The organism is Planctomycetota bacterium, assembly GCA_016872555.1.
Classification (GTDB): Bacteria; Planctomycetota; Planctomycetia; order Pirellulales; family UBA1268; genus F1-20-MAGs016.
In genome coordinates, this window is record VGZO01000010.1 from 34,219 (window position 1) to 50,746 (window position 16,528).

Annotated in this window: 10 protein-coding genes; 7 read left to right on the plus strand and 3 right to left on the minus strand. The window is 71.9% G+C overall.

Features of this window, described 5'->3' with window-relative positions:
- The first annotated feature begins 48 nt into the window (after positions 1 to 48).
- Positions 49 to 1,542: a hypothetical protein gene (locus FJ309_05155; GenBank protein ID MBM3953988.1), complete on the plus strand. Its 1,494-nt coding sequence runs from the start codon at positions 49 to 51 to the stop codon at positions 1,540 to 1,542.
- Positions 1,543 to 1,602: 60 nt separating this feature from the next.
- On the opposite strand, the gene ilvB is transcribed toward FJ309_05155, so the two are convergent.
- Positions 1,603 to 3,375: a biosynthetic-type acetolactate synthase large subunit gene (gene ilvB, locus FJ309_05160; GenBank protein ID MBM3953989.1), complete on the minus strand. Its 1,773-nt coding sequence runs from the start codon at positions 3,373 to 3,375 to the stop codon at positions 1,603 to 1,605.
- Positions 3,376 to 3,648: 273 nt separating this feature from the next.
- Between ilvB and mfd the strand changes: the two genes are divergently transcribed.
- The 3 genes from mfd to FJ309_05175 all read left to right on the plus strand — a co-directional run bounded on the left by mfd (position 3,649) and on the right by FJ309_05175 (position 9,798).
- Entirely contained in the window at positions 3,649 to 6,945 is a 3,297-nt protein-coding gene (mfd, locus tag FJ309_05165) for a transcription-repair coupling factor (protein MBM3953990.1), read from the plus strand.
- The gene (locus FJ309_05170) at positions 6,942 to 8,303 is read left to right on the plus strand and encodes a hypothetical protein (GenBank protein MBM3953991.1); all 1,362 of its coding nucleotides are present in this window, start codon (positions 6,942 to 6,944) and stop codon (positions 8,301 to 8,303) included. Before mfd ends, FJ309_05170 begins: the two co-directional genes overlap by 4 nt.
- Before the next feature lie 145 nt (positions 8,304 to 8,448).
- The gene (locus FJ309_05175) at positions 8,449 to 9,798 is read left to right on the plus strand and encodes a citrate synthase (protein MBM3953992.1); all 1,350 of its coding nucleotides are present in this window, start codon (positions 8,449 to 8,451) and stop codon (positions 9,796 to 9,798) included.
- A gap of 10 nt (positions 9,799 to 9,808) precedes the next feature.
- On the opposite strand, the gene FJ309_05180 is transcribed toward FJ309_05175, so the two are convergent.
- The gene (locus tag FJ309_05180; protein MBM3953993.1) at positions 9,809 to 10,285 is read right to left on the minus strand and encodes a nucleoside deaminase; all 477 of its coding nucleotides are present in this window, start codon (positions 10,283 to 10,285) and stop codon (positions 9,809 to 9,811) included.
- A 203-nt stretch (positions 10,286 to 10,488) separates the two neighbouring features.
- On the opposite strand from FJ309_05180, the gene FJ309_05185 reads away from it, so the two are divergent.
- From FJ309_05185 to FJ309_05195, 3 genes are all read left to right on the plus strand, one after another.
- Positions 10,489 to 11,223 carry a hypothetical protein gene (locus FJ309_05185; protein ID MBM3953994.1) on the plus strand — a complete coding sequence of 245 codons (735 nt, stop codon included), beginning with the start codon at positions 10,489 to 10,491 and terminating at the stop codon, positions 11,221 to 11,223.
- 230 nt (positions 11,224 to 11,453) lie between these two features.
- Positions 11,454 to 12,458: a serine/threonine protein kinase gene (locus tag FJ309_05190; protein MBM3953995.1), complete on the plus strand. Its 1,005-nt coding sequence runs from the start codon at positions 11,454 to 11,456 to the stop codon at positions 12,456 to 12,458.
- A 154-nt stretch (positions 12,459 to 12,612) separates the two neighbouring features.
- Entirely contained in the window at positions 12,613 to 12,888 is a 276-nt protein-coding gene (locus FJ309_05195; GenBank protein ID MBM3953996.1) for a small basic protein, read from the plus strand.
- Between the two features lie 51 nt (positions 12,889 to 12,939).
- On the opposite strand, the gene hemG is transcribed toward FJ309_05195, so the two are convergent.
- Positions 12,940 to 15,576 carry a protoporphyrinogen oxidase gene (gene hemG, locus FJ309_05200; GenBank protein ID MBM3953997.1) on the minus strand — a complete coding sequence of 879 codons (2,637 nt, stop codon included), beginning with the start codon at positions 15,574 to 15,576 and terminating at the stop codon, positions 12,940 to 12,942.
- Positions 15,577 to 16,528 lie beyond the last annotated feature (952 nt).

The following is a 16,528-nucleotide window of genomic DNA, read 5'->3' on the forward strand; positions in this document are numbered from 1 at the left end:
CAAACCGGTCGTTGGAATGGACGGTCGGCGCGGTGCCCGGCGCCGTGGATGCTCGCCGCCGTGACGCTCCTCGCCGGCGCGGTGGGTGCCGGCCCGGCGCCCGGCCAGGAACACGGCGCCGGCGCGGCGGCGGCGGGGATCACGCTCCCCGATCCGGCGAAGGCCCCGTGGCTGAAGCTCGAAGCGGCGATCGAGAAGTCGTACCGCGAGCCGCTCAAGCAGGGTGGGGCGTTCGAGCCGGCGGTGAAGGAATACCTCCAGAGCACCGTCGTACCGCAGCTGGCCCTCGAGGACAACCGGGCGATCATCGACCGGGTGCGCAAGCGGATGCGCGATCTGCTCCTCGGCGGGATCACCGACGACAAGGCGTTTGAAGCGGCTTCGGCGGCGGCCCTCGAGGCGATGGACGCCCTGGCCCGCGACGGCCAGGAGCCGCTCGCCGTGCGCGTCAACGCGATGCTGTTCATCGGGGAGATGCGCCAGAAAGACAATCGCGAGGGGAAGGTCTGGCCGAAGGCGGCCGATGCGCTGGCGAAGGCGGCCGCCGACCGCACGCTCCCCCCGGCCGTCCGCGTGGCCGCGATGGCGGGGCTGGCCCGGCAGGCCGACACGGCCAAGGCCGCCGGTGACGCCCGGGTGACCGAGTTCACCCGCGCGGCACGCGGCGCGCTGCAGGGGATCCTCGGCGAGAAGCCGGAGGGGTCCGACGCGGTCGCCGTCGACTGGCTGGCAGCCCGGGCGCTGGCGATGCTCCCTGGCCTGACGAAGAACACGAGCAAGGAATTGGCGGGCGCCGTGGCGGCGATCCTCGCTGACCAGTCGCGTCCGATCGACGTCCGGGTCCGGGCCGCGGCGGCCCTGGCCGCGATCGCCGGCCCGAAGTCGGAGGTCGACCCGATCGCGCAGGTGAAGACGATCCGGGCCCTGGCCGTCGAGTCGCTCGGGTACGAACTGGCGATCGCCGACCGGCAGCGGTTCGAGGATGACTACCGTGCGATGGCGGGCGGGCGGCGCCGGTTCGCCCCCAAGCCGGTCGCTCCCGCTGCCGGGGGCGCGGCCTTCGGAGGCTACGACCCATCGGGGGTCGGGCTCAGTGCTCCGACGCCGGGCTTTCCCAGTGGCGGCAGTTCCGGCGAGTCGGGAGCCACACTCGGAGGCGGTGGCTATCCCGGTCTGCCGGGGATGTCGGCCGGTCCCAACGACCCGGTGGCCGACTACGTCACCGAGCCCGCCTGCCGCCGGATCGCCTGGCGGCTGCACGCCTTGGGCGATGCGATCGTTTCCGAGAAGGGTGCCGGCCTCGGCAGCCTGCCCGGCGCCGAGGCGGACGCCGACAAGGAACTGGCAGAACTGCTCCGCGAGCACGCGGCGACGATCGCCGACGAGCTGACCGAGAAGTCGGTGCGCGACGCCCTGGCCGCCCTCGACGGGAAGGAGCCGGACGCCGCCGACAGTGACACACCCGATGCCAAGCCGGGTGCGAAGCCGGCCACGAAGCCGGGCGACAACGAGCCGGACGACTCGTCCCCCTTCGGCAAGTGACGCCGACCTTCCGCGACACGGTCCTCGGGCCGGGTCGCGGAGCCACAGCCTCGGTGGCGATCAGCGCTTGATCAGGTCGCGGACCGTCATCCCCGACGGGATCATCGGCAGAACGTGCTCCTGGTAGGGCACCTGGACGTCGAGGAGCGCCGGTCCCGGGGCGTCGATCAATCGCCGCAAGGCACCGTCGAGATCGGCCTTCGCGGCGATCGACTCCGACTGCCAGCCGAAACCGCGGGCGATGGCCACGAAGTCGGGATAGCGCGACTCCGGCGAGATACCGTCCCCCTGGCCGGCCGCCTCCGGATGGTCGACCGGGCCGAGGTAGGTATGGGCCCGGTTGCCCTTGAAAAACCGATCCTCCCACTGGACCACCATCCCGAGGTGCTGGTTGTTGAGCAGCAGCACCTTGACGGGGATGTTCTCGCACACGCAGGTCGCCAGTTCCTGGATGTTCATCAGGATGCTGCCGTCGCCGTCGATGTCGACGACCAGCGCCCCGGGGCGGGCCACCTTGGCCCCCATCGCCGCGGGCAGACCGAATCCCATCGTCCCCAGGCCGCTCGACGAGAGCCAGGTCCGGGGCTCGCGGAACGTGAAAAACTGGGCCGCCCACATCTGGTGCTGGCCGACGCCGACGGCGACGACCGTCTCCCGGTCGGCCGTCAGCCGCGACAGCGCGGCGATCGCCTCCTGGCCGAGGATTCCGGGATAGGAGGTGTCGAAGGCGAACGGATCAACGCGCTTCCACTCGGCGATCCGTTCGTACCACGGCTCGAGGCCCGCTGCCGGCGGCTCGACGATCTTGTTGAGGGCGTGGAGGGCGTCCTCGACGTCGGCCACGATCGGCACGTGGACGAGCTTGTTCTTGTTGATCTCCGACGGGTCGATGTCGATGTGGACGATGAACCCGTGCTGGGCGAACTCGGCGACCTTGCCGGTGACGCGGTCGTCGAAGCGGACGCCGATGGCGATCAGCAGGTCGGCCTCGTCGACGGCGTAGTTGGCATACACGCTGCCGTGCATCCCCAGCATGTCGAGCGACAGCGGATGGTCGCCGGGAAACGCCCCCAGGCCCATCAGCGTCATCGTCACCGGAATCCCCGTCTTGCGCACCAGTTCGCGCAGCTCGTCGGAGGCGTTCCCCGTGATCACGCCGCCACCGGCGTAGATCACCGGCCGCTTCGCGCGCTTGACCGCGGCGGCGACCTGGGCGATCTGTTCCGGGTGGGGAGGGCGCGGTGACGGCCGGTAGCCCGGCAGGTTCAGCGGCGCGTCGTAATCGGGCACGATCTGCGCGACCTGGATGTTCTTCGGCAGGTCGACCAGCACCGGGCCCGGACGACCCGTCGTGGCGACGTGGAACGCCTCGCGCATCACCCGGGCAATGTCGGCCGGATCGGTGACGAGGTAGTGGTGCTTGGTGATCCCGCGGCAGACCTCGACGATCGGCGTTTCCTGGAAGGCATCGGTGCCGATGACGCTGGTGCCGACCTGGCCGGTGAGGGCGACCAGCGGCACGCTGTCCATCCGGGCATCGGCGATCGCGGTGACGAGGTTGAGGGCGCCGGGGCCGCTGGTGGCCATGCACACCCCCGGCTTGCCCGTGGTCCGCGCGTAGCCCTGGGCGGCGAACGCCCCCCCCTGCTCGTGGCGAGGGAGAATCGTGCGCAGCCGGTCGGCCGCCCGCGTCAGCGCCTGGTGCAACGGCATGCTCGCGCCGCCGGGGTAGGCGAACACGACCTCGACGCCGTGGCGGATCAACGACTCGACCACCACATCGGCGCCGGTGACGAAGGCCTCGGACGATCGGGGGCGGGAAGCCGTGGACATGGCAGCAGATTCCGGTGGGAAACGGGGCGGGTGCGACCGACCCTTCAAAAATACACGATAACCACCCCCTCGCATCCGCTTTGCGGCCGCTGGCGGTTCCGCACCGGGCGTGTGGCGACCGCGGGGCGCCGACACCGCTGCCCGGCACCGGACCGGCGGCGCAACCGGTGCCGCTGCTACACTTTCGGCGTGCCCGCGCGGAAAGCCCCATCGTCAGCCGGTCGATTGCCCGGTCTGGCTGCCACGCTCGCTTCGCACAGCGGGTTCGCCGACGTGATCGCCAGCCTCCGCGAGGGGCACGGAGGAACCGTCGGCGGAACCTGGGGGTCGGCCTCCGCGCTGACCGCGGCAGCCCTGGCGGAGGCCCTCGCCGCCACGCCGGGGGCCGAGCCGGGTGTGCTCGTCGTCGTCACCCCCCATGCCGCCGACGCCGAAGCGCTCGTCGACGACTTGGCGCTGTTCACCGCCGCGGGCACCGCCTCGCTTCCGGCACTCGACGATCCGACCGGTGATGCTGGTGCCGATCCGGCGGCGGCGGCCCGGGTGGCGGTGGTCAGGCGGCTGGCCGGCCCGGCGGCGTCCAGGCCCCGGATCCTCGTCGTGCCCGTCCAGGCGCTGCTGACCCCGCTCCCCGATCCGCGCGCGATCGCGGCGAGCACCCGGAGCCTGGAGCCGGGGGGGCGGCTCGACCCGGCCGAGCTCGCCGACTGGCTCGTCGCCCGTGGCTGGGAAGCCGCCGATGCCGTCGATTCGCCGGGCTCGTTCGCACGCCGCGGTGGAATCGTGGACCTGTTCGCCCCCGACTGGGAGCGACCGGTGCGCGTCGAGTTGTTCGGCGACGAGATCGAGTCGCTGCGGACGTTCGACACCGTCTCGCAGCGGAGCGTCGCGGCGCTCGAGCGGATCGATCTGACGGCGCTCGCCGCCGGGGACGGCGGCGAGGCGGTGCGCCGCGCCGAATTAGCCGACATCGTCCCGGCGGCATCGTGGTGGGTGATCGTCGAGCCGGCCGACGTGACCGCCGAGGCGCGGCGGGCGGCGGAGCGATCGCCCGGCGTGCTGGCGGGCCCCGAGGAGGTGTTCCGGCGGATCTACCGGTTTCCCTCGGTGACGTTCGCCGCGATCGCACCGGCGAGCATGGAGGCGACCGCGACGCTCGCCGTCGAGAGCGTCGAGCGGTTCACCGGCGTCCTCGACCGGGTGCGCGACGAGTTGGAGACGGTCGGCCGCGACCAGGAGGTGTGGATCGTGGTCCCGGCGGCCGCGGAGGAGGAGCGGCTGCGCGAGCTGTTCGCGGCCACCGCCCCGGCCAGGGAAGGGCGTCTGCACTTCGCCCGCGGCCGGCTCCAGGCCGGCTTCCGCCTCGTGCCCGAGAAGCTGGTGCTGATCTCGGCGGCGGAGCTGTTTCGCCGCGAGGACGTCGCCGCGCGCCCGGTGCGCCAGCGATTGTCACGCGCGATCGACACCTTCCTCGACCTCCACGACGGCGATTTCATCGTCCACGTCGCCCACGGGATCGGCCGCTACCGCGGCCTCAAGCTGCTCGAGCAGCACGGCCGCACCGAGGAATTCCTCGACCTCGAGTTCGCCGAGGGCACGCGGATCTACGTGCCGGCGTCGTGCATCGAGCTGGTGCAGAAGTACGTCGGCGGCACGCGCCTGGCGCCGAAGCTGTCGCGCGTCGGCACGGCGGCCTGGGAGCGGCAGAAGCAGGCCGTGCGCGACGCCGTCGCCGACATGGCCGCCGACATGATCCAGCTCCAGGCGCGGCGGGCCAGCCGGCCGGGGATCGCCTTCCCCCCCGAGACCCCCTGGCAGCGCGCGTTCGTGGAGTCGTTTCCCTTCGACCCGACCCCCGACCAGACCACCGCGGCCGCGGCGATCGCCGCCGACATGGAGGCGACGCGGCCGATGGACCGCCTCCTCTGCGGCGACGTCGGCTTCGGCAAGACCGAGCTGGCGATGCGCGCCGCCTTCAAGGCGGTCGAGGCCGGCTACCAGGTCGCCGTGCTGGTTCCGACCACCGTCCTCGCCGAGCAGCACCGGCGCAGTTTCGTCGCCCGGTTCTCCGAATACCCGTTCACGATCCGCAGCCTGTCGCGATTCGCCACGCCGGCGGAGGAGCGCGAGATCCTCGAGGGGCTCGCCCGGGGTGGCGTCGACATCGTCGTCGGCACCCATCGTCTCGCCCAGGCCGACATCGCGTTCCACAACCTCGGGCTGCTGGTGGTCGACGAGGAGCAGCGTTTCGGGGTCGACGTCAAGGAGCGGCTCAAGGCGCTGCGTGCGAGCATCGACGTGCTGACGATGACCGCCACACCGATCCCGCGGACGCTCCATATGTCGATGCTGGGGATCCGCGACATCTCCAGCCTGGCGACGCCCCCGGCCAACCGGATCGCGGTCGAGACCCGCGTCAGCCGCTGGGACGAGGCCCTGATCCGCCACGCGATCCAGCGCGAACTGACGCGCGGGGGCCAGGTGTATTTCGTCCACAACCGGATCCACGACATTGACTCGGTCGCCCACCGGCTGGCGCGGATCGTGCCCGACGTCCGGATCGGAATCGGCCATGGGAGGCTTTCGGAAACCGAGCTCGAGGAGGTGATGGTCGAGTTCGTCGCCGGGCGCACCGAGATCCTCCTGGCGACGACGATCATCGAAAGCGGGCTCGACATCCCGGCCGCCAACACGATGTTCATCGACGAGGCCGATGGCTACGGGCTCGCCGATCTCCACCAGCTCCGCGGCCGGGTCGGCCGGTCGCACCACCGCGCCTACTGCTACCTGCTCGTCGACGAGACGGCCCGGCTGACCTCGGCCGCGACGCGGCGCCTGCGGGCGATCCAGGAGTTTTCCAGCATGGGCGCCGGCTTCTCGCTGGCAATGCGCGACCTCGAGATCCGCGGTGCCGGAAACCTCCTCGGCACCCAGCAGAGCGGCCACATCGCCACGGTCGGCTACGAGCTCTACTGCCGGCTCCTCGAGCAGGCCGTGCGCCGCCTCAAGGGGATGCCGACGGCGGAGCCCCCGGCGGTGGCCGTCGACCTGCCGGGGAGCGCGTGGCTGGCGCGCGAGTACATCCCCGACTATCGCTCCAAGCTCGACGTCTACCGCAGGCTGTCGCGGGCCACCGGCGCGGGAGAGGTCGACGACCTGGGCGCCGAGCTGGCCGACCGGTTCGGCCCCCTCCCGGAGCCGGCGCTGCGCCTGCTCGACTTCGCCCGGCTGCGGATCGCGGCCGCTGCCCAGGGGATCGACGGGGTCGGCATCGAGGCGGGAATGGTGGTTCTCCGGCACCACGACCGCCGCGCCTTGGAGCGGCTCCGCGCGACCGGCCGGGGGGCTGCCAAGCGCCTCCGTCTGGTGGACGAGCGAACTGCCTATCTTCCCCTCGATCCGGAGCTGATGCAGTCGCCCGATCTGCTCCTGGCGGCGATCCGTGCGGCCTTGCGGACCGATCCTCCCGCTTCCTATAGTCCGCCCCCTTCCGGTGAACCGGCTCCGCGCCAGCCCCGCGCGGCGCCGTTGTCAGGGCGGATGCGTCCACGCAAGGATCCGGCTCCATGAACCTCCCCGGCCAGCCAGCCCGGCGCACGCTCTCGCTCGCCCTGATGGCACTGGCCTCGACCGCGTCCCCCGTCGCGATCGTTTCCGGGGCGCTGGGGCAACCGGTGGCCGTGCCGGGGCGGATCGAACCGGGTGCCACGCCAGCCGACCGTCCCGTGCCTCTCGTGCCGACTGTCCCTGCCGCAGTCTCGCGCCCCGAAAGCTGGCCGGGAGCGCCGGCCGGCGACCGGCACGTCCTGTCGAGCATCCGCGAGCGCCCCGGCAGCCCGTTGGTCGCCGCTGCCTCCACCGCCACGGGGCAGGCCGATCCCAGCGCCGACGAGGGGGTCATCCCGGCCGGATACCGCTCGAGCGCCGCGATGGTCGAGGAATCGATCGACGTCGCCCAGGTCGTCGCCCGCGTCGGGACGGAGGTCGTGCTCGAAGCCGATCTGCTGACCCCCAGCGCGATGGCGTGGCTGGAGAAAGTCTCGCCCGGCCTCAAGCCGGAGCAGATCCGCCAACTCAAGCTCCAGATCTGCCGCCAGGTGCTCCCCCAGCACGTCGAGTCGTTGCTGATCTACGTCGATGCCCTCCGCACGATCCCCGAGGACCGCCTCCCGGAGATCGAGGCGAAGGTCAATGAAGCGTTCGACGAGCAGCAGCTGCCGAAGCTGGTCCGCGACGCCGGCGTGGCGACCGTTCAGGAATACGAGCAGCAGCTGCGCCGCCGCAGCCTGTCGCTCGACCGGATCCGCAAGACGTTCTTCGAACGCGCCTTGGCACAGCAGTGGATGCAGCAGCGCGTCCAGGCCGACGAGGACGTGCCCCATGCCGAGATGATCGCCTGGTACCACGATCATCTCGCCGAGTACGACTTTCCCGCCCGCGCCCGCTACGAGCAGTGCACTGTCCGCGTCGGCCGCGGGCGCTCGCGCGAGGAGGCCTGGAACCGGCTGGCAAAGATGGGCAACGACATCCTCGAGGGGCGTTCGTTCGCCGAGGTCGCCCGGGCCGGCTCGGAGGGGCCGCTGGCCCGCGACGGGGGGCGGAGCGACTGGACGACGCGCGGCAGCCTCGTGTCGAAGGCTCTCGACGAGGCGATCTTCACCCTCCCCGTCGGGCAACTGAGCACGATCATCGAGGATGACTCGGGCCTGCACATCGTGCGCGTCGTCGAGCGCGCCGAGGCGGGCCGGACGCCGTTCATCGACGCCCAGGTCGAGATCCGGGATCGCCTGATCTCCGAGCGCCGCGGCCGGGAAGTGGCCGACTACCTGGCGAAGGTCCGCGAGCGGACGCCGGTGTGGACGATCTTCGATACGGACGAGGGGGGCGAAGGCTCCGCCGCCCGGTCGCCGACGGCGTTGCAACGCTGACCGACAGAGCGCCGCGGGCACCGGCAGCGCAGACCGGGCTGCCGGCCGTCGTCGATTGCCCATGCCCCGGGCGCGGGCTAGACTCCGCCAGGCTGCTGCGGGGCCGTCGGCCGTCACCGTGGGGCCCCTCGGGAGTTTCCCCACGATGACCGTGTCCACGCCCAAATCCGCGCCCGGGCCCTCGACTCCCTGGCCGGGCACCCGGTCCGCGGGGGTGGCCCGTCTCGAGATGGGCGGCCGGGCGCTCGACCTTCCCGTCGTCGTCGGAACCGAGGGGGAGCAGGCGCTCGACATCGCCAAGCTCCGCGCCCAGACCGGGGCGATCACCCTCGACGAGGGCTACGTCAACACCGGCTCGACGGTCAGTGCGATCACGTTCCTCGACGGCGAGCGGGGGATCCTCCGCTACCGCGGGTACCCGATCGAGGCCCTCGCCGAGAAGTGCGACTTCGTCGAGGTCAGCTACCTGCTGATCTACGGCAAGCTGCCCACGGCGGACGAGCTCGAGCAGTTCCGCCGGTCGCTGTCGCACCACACGATGATCCACGAGGACATGCGGAGCTTCTACGGGGGCTTTCCCCGGGATGCCCACCCGATGGCCACGCTCGGCAGCGTCGTCGGAGCGCTGTCGACCTTCTACCAGGACTCGCTCGACGTCCATGACCCGCGGCAGGTCGAGATCAGCGTCCACCGGCTGCTCGCCAAGCTGCCGACGATCGCGGCCTACGCCCACAAGAAATCGATCGGCCAGCCCCTCATCTACCCGCGCAACGATCTCAGCTACTGCGAGAACTTCCTCCAGATGATGTTCGCGGTGCCGTGCGAGGAGTACCACGTCGACCCCGACTTCGCCGACGCCCTCGACACGCTCCTGATCGTGCACGCCGACCACGAGCAAAACTGCTCGACGTCGACGGTCCGGATGGTCGGGTCGAGCGACGCCAACCTGTTCGCGAGCATCTCGGCGGGGATCTGTGCGCTGTGGGGGCCGCTCCACGGCGGTGCCAACCAGGCGTGCGTCGAGATGCTCGAACGGATCGTGGCCGAGGGAGGCGACGTGAAGAAATGCGTCGATCTCGCCAAGAAGAAGGACTCCGGCTTCCGCCTCATGGGGTTCGGCCACCGCGTCTACAAGAACTACGATCCGCGTGCCCGCCTCATCAAGTCGATCTGCGACCGGTTGCTCGCCAAGATCGCCCGCCACGACCCGATCTTCGACATCGCCCAGCAGCTCGAGGAAGTGGCTCTCGCCGACGACTATTTCATCGAGCGGAAGCTCTATCCCAACGTCGACTTCTACTCCGGCGTGATCTACCGGGCGATGGGCATCCCCGTGCAGATGTTCACGGTGCTGTTCGCGATGGGGCGGCTGCCGGGGTGGATCGCCCACTGGATGGAGATGCATCGCTCGCCGACGAAGAAGATCTGCCGGCCGCGACAGGTGTACACCGGCGAGACGCTCCGCGATTTCGTGCCGATCGGCCAGCGGACCTGACCGGCTCCGCTCAGCCGCGTGGGCCACGCTTGCCGCGGAAGAACGCCGACAGGATCGCGCTGCAGGCGTCGGCCATCACCAGGCCGGTGTGGGTGACCCGGTGGTTGAGCCGGGGATCCTCGAACAGCCGGTACAGCGAGGCGACGGCCCCGGCCTTGGGGTCGGCCGCGCCCCAGACGACCTCGGGCACCCGCGCCTGGAGGATGGCGCCAGCGCACATCGGGCACGGTTCGAGTGTCACGTACAGCGTGCAGCCCTCGAGCCGCCACGTGCCCAGCGCCGCGGCGGCCTGCGTCAGCGCGATCATCTCCGCGTGGGCCGTCGGGTCGGCGAGCTGCTCGCGCTGGTTGTGCGCGCTTGCGATCACGCGCCCGCCGGCCACGACCACGGCGCCGACCGGAACTTCGTCCTCGTCGGCGGCACGGCGGGCCTCGTCGAGCGCCAGCGCCATGAAGCGGTCGTGGGGGGACTGCCCGGGCAGGATCATCTCGGGATCGGCATCCACGGTCGGGCATCCCCAGGGGAGCGGACGGACCGGCACGCGACGAAGGCCCAGGCATCGCGCGGCAGCGCCCGTCCGCCGGCCGCAGGGGGATGGTACACCCCGGGCCGGCGATCGGATATCCTCCGCGGAGTGTCCGGGAGTGCGGGTGTCCGCCGTGCCCGCGATGCCTTTCCACGGGGGCTTGCATGCGCTCGATCGACATGTCGCTGTTGGCGTTCCGCTGGCTGCACATCCTCGCGGCGATCGTCGCGATGGGGGGCTTGGCGTTCGCCCACGTTGCCCTCCTCCCGGCACTGGAAGCCGAGGACGACGGGACCCGGGCGCGGATCCACGAGGCGGTCCGGCGGCGCTGGCTGCCGTGGGTGATCGGTGCGATCGCGGCCCTCCTGGTGAGCGGCCTGGTCAACTACCTCGTGTTCACAGGGGACGCGATCGAATGGGAACAGGGCGCCTGGCTCAAGCGGACGCGCTACCACGCCCTGTTCGGCGTGAAGTTCCTGCTCGCGATGGGCGTGTTCTTCCTCGCCAGCGGCCTGGTGGGGCGCGGTGCGGGAACGCAGTGGATCCGCGACGCGCGGCGGAAATGGTCGACGGTCGCCCTGATCGTGGGCCTCGGCGTCGTTCTCCTCTCCGGGTGGATGCGCCAGCTCCACACCGGCCCGCCGCGGCAGGCGGTCTCGACGTCTGACGAGGGCGGCATGGAAGGGGGCGGTGGCGGCTTCAGCGACGGCGGGGGCGAGGGGGCCCGGTTCCGCGGCGGCCCGCCAGGGGGCATCGGTGAAGGGCCGGGCGGCTCGTTCCGCCGGTCCGAGGAGGGCCGTTCGCCGCCGGGCGATACCCCGGCGGAGGAAGCCGCCCCTGCCACGGCGCCGGACGCTTCGACCAGTGAGAGCCCGCCGGCAAGCGCACCCGCTCCCTGAGGAGCACCGCGGCGGCGGCCCGACGAGACTCCGAGGTGCCACATGGACAAGAAAGACAAGAAGCGCCAGGAAGTGCTCCAGCACAAGGTGGCCAAGCTGCAGCAGCTGCTGGCGGCCGCGAAGAAGCAGCCTGACGACCCGGCCGAGGTGCCGAAGCTCGAGGCCGAATTGGCCGCCGCCCATGCAGAGCTCGCCCGCCTCAAGCAGGGCTGACGGCCCGCGGCGGTGGGATGCCGTCGCGGTGGCCGACCGGTGCCGTCCTTCCCCCGATCCCCTTGCTCGCGAGCATCATGGACCTTCGTCGCCTGTTCGCGTGGTTCGGTGGACGCGGCTCGGCGGCGCCGGCCAAACCGGCCGCATCCGGCGGGGCGGCAGCCGATCGCCGACGACGCGGCAAGGTCGACGTCTGGCGGCGCTACGAGGCGCTGCACCACAGCATCTCGGGAACGATGTCCAGTTTCTACAAGGTGCGCGACCGGGAGACCCGCGAGATCCTCGGCCTCAAGATCCTCGATCCGAAGAAGGTGGGGCCGATCGAGGGGCGCTACAAGGGCCTGGGAAAACCTTCCGAGGGGGAGATCGGCTCCCGGATCACCGGCCACCACATCGTCCGCACGATCGACTGGGGAACGACCAAGGACGGCAGCGCCTTCGTGGTCGAGGAGTTCCTCGACGGGCAACTGCTCCACGGCCTGCTCTCGACCAAGCGTCTGCTGCCCCCGGCACGCCGCGTGGACCTCGTCCGCCAGGCGGCGACCGCGGTGGCCACCGTGCACAAGGCCGGCTTCGTGCACCGCGACATCTGCCCGCGCAACTTCATCCTCGGCACCGACGGCCGCCTCGTGCTGTTCGACTTCGGCCTGACGGTGCCCGACAAGCCGGTGTTCCTTCAGCCCGGGAATCGGATCGGGACGCCCAACTACATGGCTCCGGAGGTGGTCCGCCGGCGTCAGGCCGATCGCCGGTTGGACGTGTTTTCGTTCGGCGTCACCGCCTACGAGATCTGCACGCTCGAGTTGCCTTGGCCACGGGGCACCTCCGGTCGGGCGGCCCTCCAGCACGACACCACGCCGCAGGACATCCGCGAGCACTGGCCCGACATCCCACCGGCGCTCGGCAAGGCGATCATGGCGTGCGTCGAACCGGATCTGGCGAAGCGCACCGCCACGATCGACGATTTCCTGGCGCGCATCGCCACCATCGATGCCTCGGCCCTGGACGCAGGCGAGGGGTGAGCATCCGCCCGCCGTCGCGGGCCCCGGGGAAGGGGCCGCGACGGCAGCGGTGACGGACGCCCCTTGCGACCGGGGGAGGTCGTTTCTACGCTGTGGAGTTGCGGTTGGCAGCCTCCGTCGCGGACCGCACCCGAGACAACCGAAGGAACCAGTCATGACGATGGACAAGAGCCTGCGCGTCCGCAAAGGATCGACGTCGGCCCGTGGCGTGCTGTCGCGCGCCGAGCGGATCACCAAGCTCAAGGAACTCGACCGCTTCGAGGCGGGGCGGAGCCCCCTCGGCCTGCCCAAGGTGCGGGTCTACAAGATGGTGATGAAGAAGAAGAAGGCGAAGAAGGAGGAGGGGGCGGAGGGAGCCGCAGCCCCGAAGGCCGGCGCCGCCAAGGCAGCGGCCAAGCCGGCAGCCGCGGCCGCCGCGAAGAAGAAGTGACCGTTTCCGGCGTGATGCCGGGACCACGGTCGACCACTGGCTGACGGTCGGTCACCCGCAGACCCCGGCAACGGCGTCGGCGGCGGCGATGCCGCTCGCGATGACCTGTGGGATCCCCACCCCCTCGTAGGCGTTGCCGGCCAGTGCCACTCCCGGCAACGCGGCGGCCAGTTCGCCGATCCGCCGGACGCGGTCGACGTGGCCGAGATGGTACTGCGGCATCGCGCCATGCCAGCGGGCAATCTCGACGAGCCGTGGGGGGCGTCGCGCACCGAGGATCGCCTCGGCTTCGGCCGCCGCCCGGGCGATGAGGAGCTCGTCGGGCAGGAGGGCGACACCCGGATCGAGGGCTCCCCCGAGGAACACGCGCACGAGCGCTCCGTCTCCAGGCGCTCGACCAGGGAACTTCGCGCTGGCGAAGCTGATCGCCAGGCAACCCCTGCCCGCGACGGCCGGCACGACCACGCCGGCGGCCGTGAGGGGGTGTTCGAGCGCGGCGCGATCGTACCCCAGGCAGACGACAGCCGATCCCGCATGCTCGATGGCCGCGAGCTCGCCGGCCAGAGCCGGCGCGACGTCGCCGAGGATCGGCGCGGCGATCGGCGCGGGGCAGGCGACGACGACACCGGCCGCCGGTTGGACGTGGCTGCCTCCGGCGGTCCGCAGGACGTACCCGGCGGCGGACCATGCCAGCCCGTCCACCGCGGCGCGACGCCATTCCACGCCGGCGTCACCGAGGCGCCGCCACAGCGCCTTCGGGAGCGACTCCATCCCCTCGGCCAGGGTCACGAACTGCGAGTAACGGGCGCCGGCGACCGGCCCGTCAGGGGCGGGCTGGCCTTCGCCGGGCCGCGTGGCCTCCAGCCGGGCCCGCTCGCCCGCCGTGAGGCTGCCATGCTCGCGCTCCATCCGCACGAACTCCGGACACGCCGCCGCCATGCTCAGCCGGGCCGGGTCGGCCGTCCAGATTCCCGCGACGAGCGGCTGGACGAGGCGTTCGAAGGCCTCGCGGCCGAGCCGACGCACCGCGAACGACTCGAGCGATTCATCGCCGGCAGCCGGATCCCGGGAGGGCACTGTCGGCTCTGCGAGAAGCCGGTCGCGCCCCGCGGCCGACAGCAGGGGAGTCGTCCGGATCGCCTCCCGGTCGCCTGGGGCGAGAAGGCGAAAGCCGGCCGGGACGGGAACCGTCCGACCGCCCCACCAGATCATGGCGCGCCGTGCCGATGGGGACACCGGCAGGAGACGGTCGGTGAGCCCGAGCCGCTCGACGAGCGCGAGCCCCTCGGGCCGCGCGGCGAGGAAGCAGTCGGCGGCCCGTTCCACCAGCCACTCGCCCCGCCGGACGGTCTGCAGCACGCCGCCTGGGCGGTCGGCGGGGTCGATGATCACGACCCGTCGGCGCGACTTCGCGACGAGTGTCTCGGCGGCCACCAACCCGGCCAGCCCCCCTCCGACGACGACGATCGGCGCGGCGGACTGGGGTGTCGTGGTCATCGGGGCAAAGCTACCGGAAACGATTCTACCGGCGCGGAGGCCGCGGCCGACGGCGGCCCGGGACGGCGCCACGCGCCACCGCAGGATGATCTGGACCCGGCGAGCGGGGAAGCCTACGTTCCCCGGCGCTGCGGCATTCCCGCCCGCGGGACGCCGCGATCGCCCCAGGCTGTCTTCGGAGGATCTCGACGTGGCCATGCTGCGGTGCCCCCGTCTTTCCGGCGTCGTCCTCTCCGCGTTGCTCCTCGGAGTGGCCCCGTGCGGTCCGTCGTGCCCTGCCGCGGGGCCCGACGCCGCTGCTTCTCCGCGCGGCCTGCTGCGGCTCCCGAAGTGGATGGATCGGCTCACCGGCCGCGACTCCGCCACGCCGGCACCTGCCGAGGCGGCGAAGAATGCCGCCCCGGCGCCACAGGACCGGCCGACCGCGGCCGACCAGGCGCCCGCCGGCACCGCCCCCGGCATCGCCGCCACACCCCGTTCGACCGCCGAGGGCAAGCCGGGGCGGTCGCTGCTCCGCTCCCGGTTCGCCGCCCCGGTCGACACGCGCGGATCGCTCCTCGGCGCGTGGGGTGAGTTGGCGAGCGATCTGGCCGCCCGCGCCCAGCCCGGCGCCGCACAGCGATCCGCGCCCGCCGGCGCCGAGACGTTCGTGCTCGGACCCGACCGGAGCGTGCTGGCCGCGAGCGGCGAAGACACCGGCTCGACGGCCACGGTCGCCGTCGGCGCCGCACCGCTGCCCCCCGAAGAGGGCGCCGAAGGGGTGACCAGCGCGGTCGTCGAGCCCCCTGCCCCCGCCCCCCTCGGCGACCTGCCGCCGACCCCACCGACTTCGCTCGATACGCCGGTCGCGGCCACCCCCGACGAGGTCCCGACGCTGACGATCGATCCGGCGAGCTTCCAGGGCATCACGCCGGGCACGTCGACCCGTGGAGAGGTCGAGGCGGTGTTCGGCCTCGGTACCGCGTTCACCCGGGAGGACGGCAGCAACGGATTGTTCTGGGCGATGGAGCCGTTCGAGCGCGTGGAGATGACGTTCGATGGCGACGTCTGCAGCGCGATCCGCGTCAAGCTCGTCGAGCCGCTGGCCGTCGACGAGCTGGCCGAGAAGCTCGAGATCGGCGACCTCCGCACCGTGTCGATCCTCGACGAACAGGGGATCTCGATCGGCGAGGTGTTTCCCGAACGGGGCATCGTCTTCAGCCTCAAGCCGGGCACCCGATCGGCCCTGGCGATGATGCTCGAGCCGCTCGACCCCGAGGCCTTCGTCCTCCGCGCCGAAGGGGAGATGGAAACCCACTCCGCCCACGCCCTCGCCGACCTCACCTACGCGATCGAACTCGACCCACGCCACCTCCGGGCGCACCGGCTGCTGTTGGTGCTCCTGGCCGAGCAGGGGCGCTGGCAGCAGGCCCTGAAAACCGCCGCCGCCACCGAAGCGGTCGATCCGGTCGACGTCTGGACTCGGCTCAAGCACGCCAGCATCCTCGTGGCGCTGGAGCGGTTCGTCGACGCCCGCACCAAGGTCGAGGAGGTCCGCGACGAGGCGACGGCGACGCCGCTGGTGAAGGCCCAGGCCGAGCGGATGCTCGGCCGCATCGCCCTCGAGGAGCCGACCGCCGATTACGCCCGGGCCGTGGGGCACTTCGACCAGGCGATCCGGGCCGGGTTGCCGCTGCTCACCAACCGCTCGCCGTCGGTGCAGACCGCCGCCCGCGAGGTCCTGCTCGACGCCCACCTGGGGATGGCGATCGCGATCTCCCGGGGCAAATACCGGCAGAAGCCGCGCGTGATCCCGAAATGGATCCAGCGGGCCGACGCGATGGTGGCCGAAGTCCCCGCCGATGATCCGCAGCGGGCGATGCTCGAGTTGCAGCTGTGCCGCGGAGCGCTGGCGGCCGCCGCCGGCTCGGCGGAGGCGATCGAGCCACTTCCCTGGGTGAAGCGCCTCCTCGCCGCCCGCGACCGCCTCGGGGCCGGGCTCGAGGATTCCTGGCGGCGTCGCCAGATCGACTGGGAGGCGGGCCACGGGCTCGCCGACGCCATCGCCGCCGCCCAGAAGCGTGGCGAGGCGGCCGACATGCTCGCCAATGCGACGCTCACCGCGGCCTACCTGGAGCGCGGCGCCGAGCAGCGCGAGCTCACC

Bases quoted from the DNA above. Each gene is read 5' to 3' on its own strand.
- FJ309_05180 (MBM3953993.1), bottom strand. From the start codon at position 10,285: ATGATCCTGCCCGGGCAGTCCCCCCACGACCGCTTCATGGCGCTGGCG.
- FJ309_05195 (MBM3953996.1), top strand. From the start codon at position 12,613: ATGACGATGGACAAGAGCCTGCGCGTCCGCAAAGGATCGACGTCGGCC.
- FJ309_05175 (MBM3953992.1), top strand. From the start codon at position 8,449: ATGACCGTGTCCACGCCCAAATCCGCGCCCGGGCCCTCGACTCCCTGG.
- FJ309_05190 (MBM3953995.1), top strand. From the start codon at position 11,454: ATGCCGTCGCGGTGGCCGACCGGTGCCGTCCTTCCCCCGATCCCCTTG.
- FJ309_05155 (MBM3953988.1), top strand. From the start codon at position 49: ATGCTCGCCGCCGTGACGCTCCTCGCCGGCGCGGTGGGTGCCGGCCCG.
- hemG (MBM3953997.1), bottom strand. From the start codon at position 15,576: ATGCCCCGTTCGGGAAACACCTCGCCGATCGAGATCCCCTGTTCGTCG.
- FJ309_05170 (MBM3953991.1), top strand. From the start codon at position 6,942: ATGAACCTCCCCGGCCAGCCAGCCCGGCGCACGCTCTCGCTCGCCCTG.
- ilvB (MBM3953989.1), bottom strand. From the start codon at position 3,375: ATGTCCACGGCTTCCCGCCCCCGATCGTCCGAGGCCTTCGTCACCGGC.
- FJ309_05185 (MBM3953994.1), top strand. From the start codon at position 10,489: ATGCGCTCGATCGACATGTCGCTGTTGGCGTTCCGCTGGCTGCACATC.